16 protein-coding genes are annotated in these 17,098 nt (G+C 48.9%); 13 read left to right on the top strand and 3 right to left on the bottom strand.

Going from position 1 to position 17,098, the window contains the following annotated elements; genetic code table 11:
- Window positions 1–96: 96 nt before the first annotated feature.
- Window positions 97–1,785 (top strand): endonuclease, encoded by a 1,689-nt coding sequence (locus QZ311_RS08310; protein WP_297066624.1) that lies wholly within the window; start codon window positions 97–99, stop codon window positions 1,783–1,785.
- 91 nt (window positions 1,786–1,876) lie between these two features.
- Here QZ311_RS08310 and panB read toward each other — a convergent pair whose 3' ends face one another.
- Entirely contained in the window at window positions 1,877–2,698 is an 822-nt protein-coding gene (panB, locus tag QZ311_RS08305) for a 3-methyl-2-oxobutanoate hydroxymethyltransferase (protein ID WP_297066622.1), read from the bottom strand.
- A gap of 263 nt (window positions 2,699–2,961) precedes the next feature.
- Here panB and QZ311_RS08300 point away from each other — a divergent pair, with 263 nt between their 5' ends.
- The 11 genes from QZ311_RS08300 to QZ311_RS08250 all read left to right on the top strand — a co-directional run bounded on the left by QZ311_RS08300 (window position 2,962) and on the right by QZ311_RS08250 (window position 14,274).
- A complete protein-coding gene (locus QZ311_RS08300; protein ID WP_297066619.1) occupies window positions 2,962–3,462 on the top strand; it encodes a hypothetical protein in 501 nt (166 codons plus the stop codon).
- A 70-nt stretch (window positions 3,463–3,532) separates the two neighbouring features.
- Window positions 3,533–3,967: an HIT family protein gene (locus tag QZ311_RS08295; RefSeq protein WP_297066610.1), complete on the top strand. Its 435-nt coding sequence runs from the start codon at window positions 3,533–3,535 to the stop codon at window positions 3,965–3,967.
- Between the two features lie 94 nt (window positions 3,968–4,061).
- Window positions 4,062–5,882, top strand: coding sequence for a Na/Pi cotransporter family protein (locus QZ311_RS08290; protein ID WP_297066608.1), 1,821 nt, complete (start codon window positions 4,062–4,064; stop codon window positions 5,880–5,882).
- A gap of 97 nt (window positions 5,883–5,979) precedes the next feature.
- Window positions 5,980–7,368: a TIGR00341 family protein gene (locus QZ311_RS08285; protein ID WP_297066605.1), complete on the top strand. Its 1,389-nt coding sequence runs from the start codon at window positions 5,980–5,982 to the stop codon at window positions 7,366–7,368.
- A complete protein-coding gene (locus QZ311_RS08280; protein ID WP_297066602.1) occupies window positions 7,365–8,693 on the top strand; it encodes a glycosyltransferase in 1,329 nt (442 codons plus the stop codon). The genes QZ311_RS08285 and QZ311_RS08280 overlap by 4 nt, the downstream gene beginning before the upstream one ends.
- A gap of 2 nt (window positions 8,694–8,695) precedes the next feature.
- Window positions 8,696–9,697 carry an NAD(P)-dependent oxidoreductase gene (locus QZ311_RS08275; protein WP_297066599.1) on the top strand — a complete coding sequence of 334 codons (1,002 nt, stop codon included), beginning with the start codon at window positions 8,696–8,698 and terminating at the stop codon, window positions 9,695–9,697.
- 9 nt (window positions 9,698–9,706) lie between these two features.
- Window positions 9,707–9,979 (top strand): hypothetical protein, encoded by a 273-nt coding sequence (locus QZ311_RS08270; RefSeq protein WP_297066595.1) that lies wholly within the window; start codon window positions 9,707–9,709, stop codon window positions 9,977–9,979.
- Between the two features lie 43 nt (window positions 9,980–10,022).
- Window positions 10,023–10,445: a type II 3-dehydroquinate dehydratase gene (locus tag QZ311_RS08265; protein WP_297066592.1), complete on the top strand. Its 423-nt coding sequence runs from the start codon at window positions 10,023–10,025 to the stop codon at window positions 10,443–10,445.
- On the top strand, window positions 10,435–11,067 hold the full coding sequence (locus tag QZ311_RS08260; RefSeq protein ID WP_297066589.1) for an O-methyltransferase: 633 nt from the start codon (window positions 10,435–10,437) through the stop codon (window positions 11,065–11,067). The genes QZ311_RS08265 and QZ311_RS08260 overlap by 11 nt, the downstream gene beginning before the upstream one ends.
- A gap of 174 nt (window positions 11,068–11,241) precedes the next feature.
- A complete protein-coding gene (locus QZ311_RS08255; RefSeq protein ID WP_297066587.1) occupies window positions 11,242–13,293 on the top strand; it encodes a hypothetical protein in 2,052 nt (683 codons plus the stop codon).
- Window positions 13,294–13,416: 123 nt separating this feature from the next.
- The gene (locus QZ311_RS08250) at window positions 13,417–14,274 is read left to right on the top strand and encodes an OmpA family protein (protein WP_297066584.1); all 858 of its coding nucleotides are present in this window, start codon (window positions 13,417–13,419) and stop codon (window positions 14,272–14,274) included.
- Between the two features lie 205 nt (window positions 14,275–14,479).
- Here the strand turns inward: QZ311_RS08250 and QZ311_RS08245 are convergent, their stop codons facing one another.
- A complete protein-coding gene (locus tag QZ311_RS08245) occupies window positions 14,480–15,073 on the bottom strand; it encodes a DUF4230 domain-containing protein (RefSeq protein WP_297066581.1) in 594 nt (197 codons plus the stop codon).
- A 55-nt stretch (window positions 15,074–15,128) separates the two neighbouring features.
- The gene (locus QZ311_RS08240) at window positions 15,129–15,719 is read right to left on the bottom strand and encodes a DUF4230 domain-containing protein (protein ID WP_297066579.1); all 591 of its coding nucleotides are present in this window, start codon (window positions 15,717–15,719) and stop codon (window positions 15,129–15,131) included.
- A 540-nt stretch (window positions 15,720–16,259) separates the two neighbouring features.
- Between QZ311_RS08240 and QZ311_RS08235 the strand changes: the two genes are divergently transcribed.
- On the top strand, window positions 16,260–16,832 hold the full coding sequence (locus QZ311_RS08235; protein ID WP_297066576.1) for a hypothetical protein: 573 nt from the start codon (window positions 16,260–16,262) through the stop codon (window positions 16,830–16,832).
- Window positions 16,833–17,098: the final 266 nt, after the last annotated feature.

Raw genomic sequence — 17,098 nt, 5'->3', positions numbered from 1 at the left:
ATCACACTCACAGCCGATTCTACCATATTTATAGCTTAGCATACAACACGGTCTGATTCTGACAGACCTTTTTCATCACTATTCAACCGTTTTTACATGAGATTTTCACTACGCTTCTTTTCATTGACGGCTACTGTATCAATGGCTATTCCCACGATGATAGCCGAGATCCCTGCCGGTTACTATTCCCGGCTTGAAGGTAAGTCAGGAGCAGCATTGAAGACCGCAGTCTTCGACGTAATCAATCCGCACACCCCGGTGTCGAGCTACAGCAATCTTCCTCGCTATTTCGAGCGCACCGATGTCTATCCCGAGTCGAAACAGTGGTGGGATATGTACTCGAACGTCCAGCGTTTCGCCCCCTCGTTCTCCGGTCTAAACCGCGAACACGCCTTCCCCAAAAGCTGGTGGAAACTCGACGGCAGTGTCGAATACACACCTGCCTATGTCGACCTCAACCATCTTTATCCCGCCGACGGCCCTGCAAACCAAGCCAAAAGCAACTATCCGCTTGGCGTGACCGCTGCTAATCCCAAGTTTGACAACGGTGTCAGCAAAATCGGCTATCCCGTATCAGGACAAGGAGGCGGCGCACAGTATGTATATGAGCCGGCCGACGAATACAAAGGAGATTTTGCACGAGCATATTTCTACATGGTGACATGCTATCAGAATCTGACATGGAACAGCACATGGATGCTCCAGCAGAACGACTACCCTACTTTAAACTCGTGGGCACTCGACCTGCTGCTCAAATGGCACAGGGAAGACCCGGTCAGCCAAAAAGAGGTCGACCGCAATGAAATAGTCTACGAATATCAGAACAACCGCAACCCATATATCGACTTCCCTGACCTTGCCGAATATATCTGGGGCACGAAGGTCGGCGAAAGCTTCTCGCCCGGCTCATCCGACATCCCGGCAGGCGACCCGATACTCATCAATCCTGTCAACAACACATCTCTCGACTTCGGACAGGTGGCCGCAGGCAAGAAGACCACTTCTATATTATATATAAACGGTGAAAACATCGTAGGTAATGTCTCGCTGCGCATAAGCGGAACTGACCGCAACATGTTCACTCTCGATCAGGCAGCATCTACCCCGACCCTTACAACCTCCATTTCCGCATCGCTCATCAACGCAGCCACCGGCTATCAGCTTCAGGTCACCTACGCCCCGACTTCAACAGGAAGCCACTCGGCCAAAATCACTATCTATGACGCGAATCTCAAAGGCAGCACTACGGTCAACCTTCTCGGCGAAGCTCTTGAAGCCCCGACATTGAGCCGTCTGACAGCCTATCCGGCATCAGACATAACCGAAACATCCTATAAGGCAACATGGTCGGAAGCCCCCGAAGTTGTCGACTTCTATCTTCTCACACGCCAGCGCTTCGTAAACGGCAATATGATTGAAGAAACAATCGAATGTGACGAGAACTACGCTGTGATCGATGATTTCAACGGCAGTGACAACGAAAATTATTACGTACAGAGCAGCCGCCTCGGTTATCTTTCCGAACCATCCAACATTATTTCAATAAGCCATTCCGGCATCAACGGCATCTACGAAGATTCACCGCTCTCGGTTGAAAGCTATCCCGGCACACTCCGTTTGCGCTGTGGTGCAACGCAGTCCGCAGGACGTATCTATGACACAACCGGACGCACTGTCATGCTTCTCCCCGAAGTCTCCGACGGTATGGAAATCTCCCTCCCCTATGGCATCTACTTTATCGTGACAGCCGAACACCGCACTCCGGTGAGACTCATCGCCCGATAACCGTACATACGGAAAACTATAACAAACACTACACCCGGCATCAGACTTTCCATCAGCCTGTGCCGGGTGTAGCGTTATTTTATCAGATTTATCAGTACTGCTCGTTCTCGTTGGGGAAATCTTTGCTCTTCACATCCTTGATGTAGTTACCGACAGCATCCTCAACGATTGTTCCGAGATCGGCATAGCGACGAAGGAAACGCGGAGAGAACCCCATGTTGATGCCAAGCATGTCCTGCATCACAAGCACCTGACCGTCGCAACCGTTGCCGGCTCCGATACCGATTGTAGGGATTGAAAGGCTTTCCGACACGCGTGTGGCAAGTTCGGCCGGAATCTTCTCGAGCACAACGGCGAAACATCCGACCTGCTCAAGCAACTTGGCATCCTCAATCAGCTTCTGAGCTTCGGCCTCATTGCGGGCACGCACGTTATAAGTGCCGAACTTGTTGATGCTCTGAGGTGTGAGACCGAGATGACCCATCACAGGAATACCGGCACAGAGTATACGTTCGATGGACTCGATAATCTCAGATCCACCTTCCATCTTTACAGCCTCCGCCCCGCTTTCCTTCATGATACGGATTGCAGAGTTCAATGCCTCGATTGAATTTCCCTGATATGTACCGAAAGGCATGTCGCACACCACAAGCGCACGCTTCACGCCACGGGCCACACACTGTGCATGATAAATCATATGATCGAGGGTCATCGGCAGCGTGGTCGGATAACCGGCCATCACATTGGCGGCCGAATCGCCGACAAGGATTGCATCCATTCCTGCCTCGTCGATAAGCTTGGCCATAGAGTAGTCATATGCGGTAAGCATGGCGATTTTCTCGCCCTTTGCTTTCATTTCAATAAGGCGGCGCGTAGTCACCTTGCGCGGATCTTCAACTGTATATGTTGACATGGGATATTTTTGTAAATATTTTAAGTTTTAATATTTAAGTATCTGAATCTTAAAAGGTCTGTCTGTCATGACTCCACGGCAGCGCAGGGCGCTGACATGCCGCCGACCGGATATAGACAGGCCCGGACAGGCCCGGTCTTATTTTGACCGGGCAAAGTTATTAAGTTTATTTCACCTGACAAAAGTTTTCTCTACCGAAAAGATTTGGTCGCGATTGGTTATTTTCCTATTTTTGCGGATATTAATCTTAAAACACAGCCATCATGACATTACGCCGACTTTTCCCGTTGATACTTTGCCTCGTGACATCAATGCTTGTTTCCTGTAACAGCGATGAAGCGGAGGACGATGTGATCTATGATTTCCAACCGGTCATCGTTACGTTTGACATTCAGAACATTGACGGCAAAAGCCGACTTCAGCCCGACAGCGAAGGATGTGTGGCTGACAGTGACATAAAACTTATCTATAAGAATCAGGAATACGCTGTCAGACAGACCCCGCCGAGCCCGGAGACCGGACGTATAAGCCGGATGTATTTAGCCCGTTTCTACGGACTGTATTATAACAGATACGACCGGAACGCCTCTGCAGGCCGGAGTCTCCTTCTTAATGTCGGAGAGTTTGACGGCGCAGAGAATCTCGACGAGACTTTCACAATCCGCCATGATGGCAAGGAGGATGAGTTTCATATCATCCACCGTGTGCAATGGAAAGGCAACACCCCCGCATACCATTACAAAGCTCTATCTCAACGGATCTGAAATACAATACGAGGAAATAGCCATATTAAGAATCTGACCATCCATTAACCAAGAAAATACCCTATAAGACATGAAAAGTGATCCCAAAGACTGTCTCTACTGCACCAATAATGAGACTCTTCACAATCTTATGATCGAAATCGCCAAGCTCGATGTTTCGCGCGTATTTCTTTTCAAGGAACAGACCTACCACGGCCGCTGCCTCGTTGCTTATGACGGACACGTAAACGATCTTTTCGAACTTTCTGACGAGGAGCGCAATGCCTTCATGAAAGATGTGACCCGTGTGACCCGTGCAATGGACAGCGTGTTCCACCCTGAAAAAATCAATTACGGAGCCTACAGCGACAAGCTCTCCCACCTTCACTTCCACCTCGCCCCGAAATATGTCGACGGACCGGACTATGGCGGTACGTTCCGCATGAATCCCGGAGAAGTATATCTGTCAGATGAAGAGTATGCCGATATGGTAGGAAAAATGCGCGAGGCATTGACGGAAATTTAAAAATTTCTCTGTATATTTGCATCGGGGAAACCGGCTGATTTCACACAGTGAGAAATCCCGGATTCTCCGATTTTTCACGTTCATACATTAGAAGATGACTTACAGCTTCCTTGACCTACTTTGCTTACTGGGATCAGTAGCTATGTTCCTCTACGGAATGAAAGTAATGAGTGAAGGCCTACAGAAGGCAGCCGGCGACCGTCTGCGCAACATTCTTTCGGCCATGACCCGCAACCGATTCACCGGCATGCTGACCGGTATAGTCATCACTGCCCTTATCCAGAGTTCATCGGCATCGACCGTGATGGTTGTCAGCTTCGTGAACGCCGGCCTGATGACACTGGCACAGTCGATGGCCGTCATCTTCGGTGCGAACGTCGGAACGACCTTCACAGCATGGATCATAGCCCTGTTCGGATTCAAAGTCGACACCTCGGCTTTCATTCTGCCTGTCATAGCGTGTGCCGTCCCTCTGCTTTTTGCCAGTGCAAGCCGGAAGAAGTCGATTGGCGAATTCCTCATCGGTTTCGCGCTTATGTTTATGGGACTTGACCTGATAGGCGACTATGTACCTGACCTTCAGAGCAATCCTGAAATGTTCGAGTTCCTTGAGCGCTATGCTTCAATGGGCTTTATATCAGTGCTACTGTTTGTATTAGTAGGCATAGTGCTCACAGCAGTCATACAGTCATCGGCAGCCACTTTTGCCATCGTACTTATAATGTGTACAAAAGGCTGGATTTCGTTTGACCTCGCCTGTGCGGTGGTTCTCGGAAGCAATATCGGAACGACGATTACACCGCTATTAGCCTCAATGAGCGGAAATGTAGCCGCAAAACGTACGGCTATGGGCCACCTGCTCTTCAACCTTTTCGGTATCGTATGGACTCTTGCAGTCTTCTATCCCTTTGTCCGTCTCAATGTCGACATCACCAAATGGCTGGGACAGGGTGACCCAAACAGCATATTCGGCTTTGTCAATGAGCTTGAAGCCAATGACCCGCAGCTCTATAACAGCATTTTCGACAACAGCCTTCCGGCAGGACATCCGGTTCTCGCCAAGATCGCACAGATGCAGTTCAGTGTCTCGTTTGGCCTGTCGATGTTCCATACGATATTCAACCTCATCAATGTGACCATCATGATATGGCTCACCGGCTTCTATGTGAAAGTGGTTGAAAAACTCGTGTCATCCAAGCATATGGGCGACGAAGAATTCCAGCTCAAATTTATCTCCGGCGGTCTCATGAGCGCATCAGAACTCAACATCACACAGGCTGAAAAAGAGATTGTCGTCTATGCCCAGCGCGTACAGCGAATGATTGCTATGGCCCAGAACATCGTCCACACCCGTCAGGGAGACGATTTTACAAAACAGTTCTCACGCATTGAAAAATACGAGGAGATTTCAGACCGCATGGAGATTGAGATAGCCAACTATCTCAACCGCTGTTCTGAAGGCCGTCTTTCAAACGAAGGCAAGCACCGCATAGCCGCCATGCTGCGTATCGTCAGCGAAATCGAGAGCATAGCCGACTGCTGCTATGGCGTGGCCAAGATACTCATACGCAAACAGGAAAGCCATGTGGACTTCAACGAGGAAATATCAAACAACATCGACACCATGTTCATAGCCGTCGAGGCGGCAATGACCAACATGCTGCTCCTCCTGCGCAACTTCGAGACCGCAGACCAGACGGAGATTATAACGTCCTATAACCACGAACGTGAAATCAACAATCTCCGCAACCAGCTCCGTGTGGCCAACGTCGAGAACATAAACGAACATCACTATGAATATCAGGCCGGTATCTACTATATGGACATTATCGGCTCGCTTGAAAAAGTCGGTGACTATATAATAAATGTAGTCGATGAGGTCAAAGAACAGTTCAGGCAGAAAGCCGTAGGCTAAAAAACAAGCACCTACGTTTGAGCCACGCCCTGACAGGCAATGTGACTGCTACGATTCATAATCACAGACAACCTCTCTCCGTTATCTACTGCAAGCCATGGCATCGCTAAAAAACTATTTTGTAAGGTATTTCTCTATGGCTGACGACCTGCTTCCTCAATCGGAGGCAGAAGCGACCATACGCGAAGGAATATCATTTAAAGGCACGAACATGCTCATACTCGTGCTTGCGATTTTTATTGCCTCGCTCGGTCTAAACACCAACTCCACAGCCGTCATCATCGGAGCGATGCTCATATCCCCGCTGATGGGACCGATTATCGGTATCGGCTTAGGCATCGGCGTGCAGGATTTCGAACTGCTGAAACGATGCCTGCGCAACCTTCTGATGGCCGCAGGATTCAGTATGCTCACATCGACTGTCTATTTCCTCATATCTCCTGTAAGTGAAGGGCATAGCGAGCTTCTCGCGCGCACATCGCCCACCATCTACGATGTCCTGATCGGATTTTTCGGCGGAGGCGCCGGAATAGTGGCCATCGGTTCAAAATCCAAAGGAAACGTGATTCCGGGCGTAGCCATCGCAACGGCACTTATGCCACCGCTGTGTACCGCCGGCTACGGCCTTGCCACCTTCCAGATGAGCTACTTCTTCGGAGCTACATATCTGTTTCTCATCAACTCGATATTCATCGCCCTGTCAACGTTTATCGGAGTAAAAATCATGCACTACAAGCCGGTAGTGGCTGTGAACCCGGAGCGTTCGCGGCGTGTGCGCCATATCGTCTATACGGTCTCCATCCTCACCCTCCTGCCCTCTCTCTATCTCACCTACAACATGCTCCGTCAGTCGAGATTCGCAACGAACGCCGACAGATTCATAGCGCAGCAGTTCAATTTTCCGGCCACTCAGGTCCTGAACCGCAAGGCCACAATCGAACACGGCGAAAAAGTCATCACGGTCACCCTTATCGGAAAAGTACTTCCCGCCGACTCTCTTCAGCTCGCCATGAGCTCTCAACTTAAGAACTACGGCCTTGAGGGAACACGCCTCAACATCATACAGGGCGACTCCCCCGACCTATCGGAAATCAAAAACGGCCTCCCGACCGTCAAGGACATCTATGAACTTGCCCAGACCTCGATTTCCGCACAGCAGGTGGTCATTGATTCCTTGAAAAGCGTAATTGCAATCAACCAGATCAACGACACGATTGCCGGACGTATAGCTCCAGAAATCAGGGTCGTATTCCCGCAAGTGGAAGAACTTGCCGTCACACATACGATATTCAGCAACATAGCGACCGAACGCCTTGATACAATCAACACGGTGCTGGTAAAATATAACACCCCACTCCCACCGGCCAAAGAAAAGGAATTAATAAAATATCTTGAAGCCCGGCTGCAACACAAATCCTTACAGCTAATCAACGTAGGAAATCAACTCTCATTCTCGACAACCCAGTCACACCAGACAAAAAAATGAATCAACCTCCAAATACCGAAATCTACAGTCCGGACACACTTCCTGAAAACATCCGTGGGAAAAAAGTAGTACTTGTCAACCATTCCGACACTCTCGGAGGTGCAGCTATAGTGACCTTCAGACTGATGCAGGCACTGCGTCAGATCGGCGTCGACGCCAGAATGGTCGTCTTTACGAAAACATCTGAAGAAGAAACCATTTCGGATATATATTCGCGCTTCATACGCAGCATGGCTTTCGTGATGGAACGCGTTTCGATGCTTCCTGCTCTCGGATTCAACAAGGAAAACCTTTTTAAGATATCCACCGGTGATTTTGCCCTCAACATCCATCACCATCCTTGGGTGAAAGAGGCCGATATAATCTGCCTTAACTGGGTCAATCAGGGGCTGATGAACGTCAAGGGCATACGCAAGCTCCATCATATGGGCAAAAAAATCGTATGGACCATCCATGACATGTGGACGATGACAGGTGTGTGTCACCACGCCTATGAGTGTGACCGCTATCTTGACGAGTGTGGCAATTGCCGGTTTCTTTCGGGAGGAGGATCCCGGAACGACATTTCACATAAATGCTGGAAAAGGAAACTACAGGTCTATAACGAAGTCCCGATGACCTATGTCACCGTCAGCAAATGGCTTGAAGACTGCGCCCGGAACTCCTCATTGCTGAAAGGACGCGACATCCTTACAATCAACAATCCATTTCCCATAGAGCAGTTCTACACGACTCCTCCGCGCGACCTGTACTCACTCATGCCGCCACAGAAGCCTAACATCCTGCTTTTCGGGGCTGCACGCATCGACGATCCGATAAAAGGACTTGACTATACGATAGACGCGCTCAATCATATCTTTGACAACTATCCTGAAATTGCAGGTAAGACCGCAGTCTATTTCTTTGGAAACATGAAAAATCCACAGGCACTCGACCGCCTGCGGTTCTCACACCGGCATTTCGGCCTGATCAGGGATTTCAAAATCATCCGCTACCTGTATTCCATAGCCAAAGTGGTGATTTCAACATCGCTATACGAGACTCTCGGCGGCACTCTTGTCGAAGGTCAGGCCGGAGGCGCTCTGCCCGTTACATTCGGAATTGATGGACGCACAGACATTGTCGAACACATGCGCACCGGCTACATAGCCCGCTACAAAGACCCGATTGATGTTGCTCACGGTATATTATGGGCACTAAAAGCCAACATATCGCGCGAATATCTCCATCAGACTGTAGCCGACCGCTTTGCAGCCCCGATTATAGCGAGCAAGTATGCCGATGTTTTTTCAAAAATTCTTAATCAGACATCTCATTTAAATTAAGGATGAAAGTATTAATTGTTGGAGCAGGAGGTTTTATCGGAGGATTCATCGCCCGCGAAGCTCTTTCACGCGGATATGAAACTTGGTGTGCGGTACGCGAATCGACATCGCGACGCTATCTGACCGATCCGGCACTCAGGTTTATAACCCTCGACTATGATGACCCTGACAAACTCCGCAGCGAGCTTGAAGGAAACCACTGGGATTACATCATATATAACCTCGGTGCGACAAAATGTGTGAACTTCAGTGATTTCAACCACATAAATTTCACTTATCTGCGCAATTTCTGCGATGCGATAATCGCCAACGGCCAGATTCCGGAAAGATTCATCTACATGTCGTCGCTTTCGGCTCTCGGGCCGGGTGATGAGAAGGACTACACCCCTCTGACTGGCTCGATGATACCACAGCCAAACACCCGCTACGGACTTTCCAAAATCAAGGCCGAGACCCTTCTGCAGACCCTCCCGGCATCATTCCCATGGATTATTCTCCGCCCGACAGGTGTCTATGGACCACATGAGCGCGACTACCTGATGATGATCAAGAGCATTGATGCCCATTTTGATTTCGGTGTCGGATTCCGCCGTCAGATGCTCACGTTTATCTATGTCGAGGATCTTGTGCGTGCAATTTTCGAGGCGCTCGAAAAAGCCCCCGTGCACCGAAAATACATCATCTCCGAACCCCGGGCCTACTCCCAAGGAGAGTTCCGTAAAATCGTAGCCAAGGAGCTGGGACGCAAGCTCGTCATACCGGTGAGGCTTCCACTGTGGGCTCTTAAAATCGCCTGCAAGGTTTCTGAAAAATATGGAGCTGCCAAACTTCAGGCTGTCACCCTCAACTCCGACAAATATAAAATCATGGCCCAGCGCAACTGGAACTGCGACACCACCGAAGCTGAACGCGATTTCGGATTCAAGGCCCGGATAGACCTTGCCGAAGGCATAAGAAGGACAGTAAAAGCCTATCGCGACGACCTGAAAAACAATAAAAAATAAGCATCCCGTATGAAAACGCCCCTATGGATGACAGTGGTCATCATCATATTCCTGCTTCCGGTCTTTGCGTTCCCGCTTCTACTTGCCAACCTTCCGGCCGGCGACGAGGCCGTGAAACTCTTCGTATGGATCTATCCTTTCTACATGGTGCTGTCTGCGTGGCTTGCTTGGAACGCCTATCCGCGCCGGTCATACGTCAGCTGGATATTACTGATACTGATGGGCCTGTCGACTGCCGCCGTGTGGACTCTCGAACTCCATCCGATGCCTATTGCAAACTGAATCAGACATATAATACTTAACCAGACTTAAACATCCGACAAAAGTGAAGCTACTTATTATCAACGGTCCTAACCTCAACCTCCTCGGCACACGCGAGCCCGAAATATACGGCTCGCGCACATTCGAATCATATCTTCAGGAACTCCGCGAGATGATCGACGGTGACGAAATCGAATATCTTCAGTCAAACCACGAAGGCGACATCATCGATTTCCTCCACAACACCGATGCCGACGGAGTTATATTAAACGCAGGGGCCTATACCCACACGTCGCTCGCTATAGCCGATGCGATTTCAGGCATAACAACCCCTGTAATTGAAGTACACATCTCCAACACTGCTTCGCGCGAGGCAATCCGCCACACGTCGCTCATAGCCCCCGTCTGCCGAGGGACTATCACCGGCTTTGGCCTCAACTCATATTTCCTTGCAGCTCAAGCTTTCATAATGGGCCATGTGCGATAATCTCGACGACTACATCCTCAGCCACATCAGCGCTGAGCCCGAACACCTGCGCCGTCTCTACCGACGGACGCATCTGCGCCACCTCTACCCTCGCATGTGTTCCGGCCACCTGCAGGGGCGCATGCTCTCCATGCTCGCCTCAATGGTCAGACCGAGCCGCGTACTGGAGCTTGGCGCTTACACCGGATATTCGGCCCTCTGTCTGGCCGAAGGTCTTGCCGAAGACGGACAGCTCCACACCATCGAAGTCGACGATGAGATGGAAGACGAGCTGCTCGACCTCTTCGCCACATCTCCGGGAGGCGACCGCATCACTCTCCATATAGGTGATGCCGAGGAGATTATAGCGACAATTGATGAAATATGGGACTTGGTGTATATTGATGCCAACAAACGACGCTATGTCGAATATCTCGACCTCGTGCTCCCGCGCCTGCGCCGGGGAGGCTTCATCATAGCCGACAATACGCTATGGGACGGCAAAGTGACCGACACCAAAGCCAACCACGACGCACAGACCCTCGCCCTCGACCGCTTCAACACCTATGTGGCCTCCCATCCTGAACTTGAGACCGTAATCATCCCCCTCCGCGACGGCCTCACCCTCATCCGCAAGAAATAGCCCCACCCTCACTCGGAGCGATATCACTCGCCTACACCCCGAATGGAGCTACGAATGAGAGGAAGCGCCGTGGTGAAAAGCTGACGCGAGCACAGAAGATGTGACCGGGCGTTTGGCTGTGATACAGATTTTTAGTACTTTTGCCATTAAATCTACAGCCAATTATCTACGTTTATGTCTCACTACTCCTACCTGCACATCGCCCTCAGAGGCGAAATTCAGGGAGCAACGCGAACCATATATTCCTATCCTGCCGCCGGCAGCGATATAGACCCGTGCTGGAATTCGACAATGGTCGAACCCGGCGCAGCCATCAAGCGTTTCCTGAACGCCAACGAATGCTATATACTCCAGTCATCTCCCCTCGGCCATTATTTCTCGCTGATCACACGCAACACAATCAGCCCGGAACGTGGCTATATGATGATATCGATACTCGTCGAAAACGGCTGTGCGCTCACCGGCCGTCAGCTGATGAACGCCTTTGCCCAACTTAAGAAGGCTCTTATCGAGGAGGAAAACCTGTCGGACGAAGCCGTTGACAATGCGCTCACACAAGCCGGCATACCGTCCGAGCCTCTGCGCCTTGAAGCGTGGAAATATCAAGACACTGACGAGTCTGCGCCACTGGCGGAGGCTGCCTACCGGACATACATCTCACAACAGGAACTCGAATCAATCTTTTCGTTCCCCTGCCAGCCCGACTACAGTCAATACCGCTGTATAATAGTGGTGTCGGCCACAACTTCGCTCAGACCGGGTGTGAAAATGCCACGGCTCACCGTAGCCATCCGCAAGCTCTACTCCGTCGTATGCCCGGAAGGTGTGACAGCTTCGAGCTATCAGGCATATGACGGCGACCGTCTTGAACTGTCGTTTGCAAAAGAAGGATTCACCACATATAAAGAAAATGTCATCGTAGGGACACCCTCGGCCTACACGAAGTATGACGGCTCGACAATAATAATCCGCACACCGGCGCAGACAGGCATACGCTTCGAACGCAGAATCCCGGTGAAGGTGTTGTCGGCCAAAGGAAAACAGCTCAACGGCTACATCATCACCCTCAACGGTCGCTCGGTGAACACAATGGAACCCTACATAGAGTTCTATGAAAAGGATCTTGAGCCCGGAAGCATGGTCGACATCGAGGTCCAGTCAAACAACTATCGTCCTCTTAAGCTCAAGACTCCGGCCGAGGAGATGCTTGTCACCGAACAGCTTGAGCTTGTGATGCAACCTGTGGAGCAAGGCGTCACACTCCGGCTTGACTTCGGCGACGGACGTGTGTTCGAACAGCAGATTTCAATCGAGAAAAACACTCCCGAGTACAACCGTCTGCACTCAGGCAATTTCCACGGATTCCGTGCACACCGTCAGGTCACACAGGATGACAGCGAAATATACAACGTCGACGTGCGCATCACCAGCCGCCCCGTAGCACCCAACTTCGAATCATCAAAATCCGACACGGACGCAAGCGAGAAGGCCACGAAAGCACCATTGTTTGAAAACATATCGGCCGACGCCAAGGCCGAACGTCCAAAAATCGATGCTACATTGCCGACAGCCATCTCTCCGGAAGAAGATGACGAGCCGGAAACAAGCCCTGCGGCCATTGACGACAATACAGACTATAGCAACAGCTCTCTTGACCAAGAGAATGACGATGATAATGACACCGCGGAGAAAAAGACCGGCAAACCACGCCGCAATCTGTTCATCTGGGGCGGACTTGCAGCCATACTCGCCGTCATAGCTCTTGTCGTCTTCCTTCCGCAGTTCACAGGCCCGGCAGAGGAGACTGCGGCCGAAGCTGTCGAAGGCGAAGGACAGGACGATGACCCCAACCGCCTCATTCCGGCCACGCTGACTCAGGAAGAAGGCGAAGATGTGGCCTATCTCAACACTTATCCTGTCTGGGAGGTGGATAAAATGAAAAGCGAGATGGGCAAAAGTCTTATGGCTGCCATTCAGGCCGGAGATATCGATGCCGTGGTCAACAATGACTACTATACCGTCACAGGCAGAGCCACCAACGAAAAAGCCATACTCATCGCCAATCTAATCTGGCGCGCAAAAGGCTCGTATAGCGACGGAAGCAACCGGCGCATAATGCGTTCGGCCGTCAAAAATGGCCGGATTGACCTGAAAGCACTGTCAGACAATCTCGCAAAACGCCGCCCGTCGGAAAAAGAAAATACCTCTCCCCGTCCCTCCAGATAACTCTCCACTCCGAATCCAACAATGCAATGGGAAGAATTAAGCCCAAATTAAACCTATTGCAACAGAAAGAGTCAAAACAATTATAACCCGATAATCAATTCAACTCACTAACACAAAAGAATTATGAGACTACGTGCATTGACAATCGCAGCAACCGTGGCGCTATTGGCGCTTTCGGGATGTGTCAGCAGCAAAAAGTATGCGGCTCTCCAGACAGAGCACGACTCTCTGAAACGCGATTACAACGCCTCGCAGGTTGAACTCGCTGAAACACGAGCCAACGGCAAGAGCCTCGAAAGCCTTCTCGCTCAGGCAAGAGCCAACAATGAAGAGCTGAAACGCAACTATGCCGCACTTCAGAAATCGCTTGACAACAGTATCAGCCAGAATACTCAGGGCAATGTCAACATCTCCAAGCTCGTCGACGAAATCAATGCCTCTAACCGCTACATCAAGCAACTCGTACAGGCTAAGTCCAAGTCCGACTCGCTCAACCTCGCCCTGACCACCAAGCTGACACGTTCGCTCGACGCAAACGAGATGCAGGAAGTCAACGTGAAGGTACTTAAAGGCGTCGTCTATATCTCGCTCGCCGACAATATGCTTTTCCAGTCAGGCAGCTATGAGGTCAATGAGCGTGCGATGGAGACCCTCGGCAAAATCGCAAAAATCATCAAGGATTACGACGATTATGACGTGCTCGTCGAAGGTAACACCGACCCTGTGCCCATCAACCGCACCAACATCCGAAACAACTGGGATCTCAGCGCCCTGCGTGCAAGCTCAATCGTGCAGGTGCTCCAAAAAGATTTCGACATCAATCCTTCGCGCCTGAGCGCGGCCGGACGTGGCGAATACAATCCTATCGCCGACAATTCCACAGAGTTAGGCCGTCAGCGCAACCGTCGTACAGAAATCATCATCACACCGAAGCTTGACCAGTTCCTCGACCTGATTGACAAAGCTCCAAATCAGGAATAAGCACCACAGCCTTTCTTGGTAAAGGCACAAAAATTCATAGAAAACAAAAATAACAGACTCTCATTTCAGGCCGTTTGGTTCGACCGATAAAATGAGAGTCTGTTATTTTTGTTTCCAATACAATCGGCAAAGCCGTTTGTCAGTCAAACCTTCCACAAAGGCAAAAGTCACCCGGACTGTTAGGATATACTTATCCCTCAGACAATTATCTGTGCCAGCCGTAGCCTTCGGGCTTGAGATCGACAACGGTGATGTTGCCGTCCATCATTCCAAGCATACGGCTGAGAGTGTTGACAGCCGATTCACGCGCCCGCCTGACATAGCCTTTCTCATAGAACGAAGCTTTATATCTATCAGCCATGCGCTCCTTTATTGCGGTTTCCTCGTCGGATGTCATCTTGCGCAGACCAAAGAGCGTATTGTCCCACGTGTCAATAACTTCATAGGAATTGGGTGAACTTGATTCATAAACCTCTATCTCTTCGGGCGGGAGGAATATGAACACCGAATCATTTCTCAGCTGATAGTCAATCTTTTCGAGGTCAAAGCGGATATAGCCGTTGATTGTGTTTTTGGCAAAAATCCATTTTCCGTTGATTGAATCCTTTATGGCCACATCGTCGCGGACTTCAAGCGAACAAAGTTTGACCATCTCCTTTATCTCTGAGAGTTTTGTCTCAGACACGGTCATATTGGTCGAGCCTTCGCCACTACGCCAGATTAACATTCCAGCACCAACGACTATAAGCGCCAGAAATATGATACCCGACAGATGCATGCCTATATATTTCTTAATCATAATCAATATACGTTGAATAACTACCTTAAAATTTAACTTAGTGACTGTTTAATAGTCAGTTGCGAAAATTTATCTCACAATCATAGCCATATTCTTTCAGAAGAATTGTAAAAAAGCCTCTGGCTTTTGTCTGCGCTTCCTTGACAAGCAGCGAACGGTATTCATCGTTGTTCTCGACATCTTTCTTTAGAGCGACGCTCATCTTGTCTTTGAGCATCGCGCGCTCCTGAGCGGTGATTTCAGAGCGCAACCCTGTCACTCGGTAATGCTCTTCCTGCACACCGAGATCGCGGCCGATATACTGAGTCTGTATCGCCGGAAGGGTCAGCTTGATGAACTTACGCTTCTCATCGACCTCCACATCACTCGATTTAAGTTCCGAAAGGTCTATATAGGCGTCGATATATGTCTGGAAAGAGTAAGCAGCGATGCGGTCACCGAACTTGATTCCATTGATGAAAGCATCGACACCTTTCGCTCCCACATCACTTATAGTCCCGACCTTATTGAGCGACATCTCGGCCAACACAAGTTTCTGTACATCCTGAAGTTCATGGAACACGTTGATTTCCTTCTCCTTCCGGCACGAAACCGTCAGCAGAGCACCAACCATCACACATGCGGCAATTCTGAGTGTTTTATACATAGTCCGTTAGAAATGTGTTTTTTAACAACGTTTTAAATAAAAGCCTGACATATCTTCACATCAAGCCCTTTAGATACAAAATTACAAAATAAGTATCTATCAGACATGCCTTAATCTCCATAAATCGGCAGTATCAGGGCTTTTTTATATGACGTTTTTATCTTCCAATGGTTTAATATTTGAATAAAATTACTTATTTTTGCAACGGTTAAGCATTGGTATGAAGAGTCATCCTCGACTTAACCGATACATTTTAAATGAAAGGTGTTATTGAAATTTTATCTTCAAATCTCGAACTTGGCGGTTTGATTTGCAGCGAAGATAAGGTTTGCAATAGCACCTGCATCGGTAGCTTATAGTTATCCGTGAGGATTTCGATATGCTCTATCGGTGTGGGGCTATTGTTTTATCTGCTGCAAAAGGTACGCCAAGACCTGAGATTTAGATAAAACAAGATATATTCCTCACACCTTTTTTATATCCATACATTTCTAACCGCCCCAACAGAGGATGAGAGGCACTCAAAGCAAACATAAACCAATGAAGAATTTTAAATTCTTGACAAGCCTCTTTATTTTGACGCTTGTATGTATCACTTTCACATCTTGCAGTGATGATGACAAAGACAACCCCTCAACAGCAAACCTTGAAGGTGTGTGGATTTGTACAGAATCGACCTATGATGATGGTGAATCAATCCCAGGATTCAGTCCGTTTTCAGTAGGTGATGGTATGAAACTTATGAACCAGTCATTTACCTCTATCGACAAGCTCGTTTCAGGAAATATGTGCTTCCTCCTTTATGATGGAAGATGGTATGATGTTAAACCTGATGTAACAGGAGAACCAACTGTGAAAGATTGGCTTGATGATAGATGGTACATGGAGGACGAAGATTTAGAATTTGGCTATGCCGAAGAATTTGGCTATATATACTCCTTAAACGGCAACAAGCTTTCAATAATGCAATGTGACCTCGACAGAACCGTTGGAACAATTAGTATGGATGGAAATACCCTCACATATACATATACCTGTCAAGATTGGAAATCCGGTCCTAATATTATGGTATCAGAAAGCAAAACATTTATATCTAAATTTGAGAAGAAATAAGCATACTGGCCAGTCTGTCATTCATATTAACATAACTGACAGACTGGCCAGTTTTCAATAAATGAGAGTCTATGAAGATCACAATCTATTCCATAGCCGATAAAATTGTTAAATCTCATATTATAAATGGTATTTCCGAAAATTTTGAGGCCACATATAACTATAATTCAGACAGAATTATTAAAAACATCTCAGGAAAAGAATACATTTATAACCAATATTGTCCTAAACGTTTTGGGCAAAAATAAAAATAGGAAGTAGTTACT

It is taken from the genome of uncultured Duncaniella sp. (assembly GCF_910578445.1).
In the GTDB taxonomy this organism is placed as follows: domain Bacteria; phylum Bacteroidota; class Bacteroidia; order Bacteroidales; family Muribaculaceae; genus Duncaniella.
This window is presented reverse-complemented; position numbering and strand designations above follow the sequence as displayed.

What these genes read in the sequence shown, in the direction of transcription:
- QZ311_RS08310 (WP_297066624.1), top strand. Translation starts at nt 97, where the DNA reads ATGAGATTTTCACTACGCTTCTTTTCATTGACGGCTACTGTATCAATG.
- panB (WP_297066622.1), bottom strand. Translation starts at nt 2,698, where the DNA reads ATGTCAACATATACAGTTGAAGATCCGCGCAAGGTGACTACGCGCCGC.
- QZ311_RS08300 (WP_297066619.1), top strand. Translation starts at nt 2,962, where the DNA reads ATGACATTACGCCGACTTTTCCCGTTGATACTTTGCCTCGTGACATCA.
- QZ311_RS08295 (WP_297066610.1), top strand. Translation starts at nt 3,533, where the DNA reads ATGAAAAGTGATCCCAAAGACTGTCTCTACTGCACCAATAATGAGACT.
- QZ311_RS08290 (WP_297066608.1), top strand. Translation starts at nt 4,062, where the DNA reads ATGACTTACAGCTTCCTTGACCTACTTTGCTTACTGGGATCAGTAGCT.
- QZ311_RS08285 (WP_297066605.1), top strand. Translation starts at nt 5,980, where the DNA reads ATGGCATCGCTAAAAAACTATTTTGTAAGGTATTTCTCTATGGCTGAC.
- QZ311_RS08280 (WP_297066602.1), top strand. Translation starts at nt 7,365, where the DNA reads ATGAATCAACCTCCAAATACCGAAATCTACAGTCCGGACACACTTCCT.
- QZ311_RS08275 (WP_297066599.1), top strand. Translation starts at nt 8,696, where the DNA reads ATGAAAGTATTAATTGTTGGAGCAGGAGGTTTTATCGGAGGATTCATC.
- QZ311_RS08270 (WP_297066595.1), top strand. Translation starts at nt 9,707, where the DNA reads ATGAAAACGCCCCTATGGATGACAGTGGTCATCATCATATTCCTGCTT.
- QZ311_RS08260 (WP_297066589.1), top strand. Translation starts at nt 10,435, where the DNA reads ATGTGCGATAATCTCGACGACTACATCCTCAGCCACATCAGCGCTGAG.
- QZ311_RS08255 (WP_297066587.1), top strand. Translation starts at nt 11,242, where the DNA reads ATGTCTCACTACTCCTACCTGCACATCGCCCTCAGAGGCGAAATTCAG.
- QZ311_RS08250 (WP_297066584.1), top strand. Translation starts at nt 13,417, where the DNA reads ATGAGACTACGTGCATTGACAATCGCAGCAACCGTGGCGCTATTGGCG.
- QZ311_RS08245 (WP_297066581.1), bottom strand. Translation starts at nt 15,073, where the DNA reads ATGATTAAGAAATATATAGGCATGCATCTGTCGGGTATCATATTTCTG.
- QZ311_RS08240 (WP_297066579.1), bottom strand. Translation starts at nt 15,719, where the DNA reads ATGTATAAAACACTCAGAATTGCCGCATGTGTGATGGTTGGTGCTCTG.
- QZ311_RS08235 (WP_297066576.1), top strand. Translation starts at nt 16,260, where the DNA reads ATGAAGAATTTTAAATTCTTGACAAGCCTCTTTATTTTGACGCTTGTA.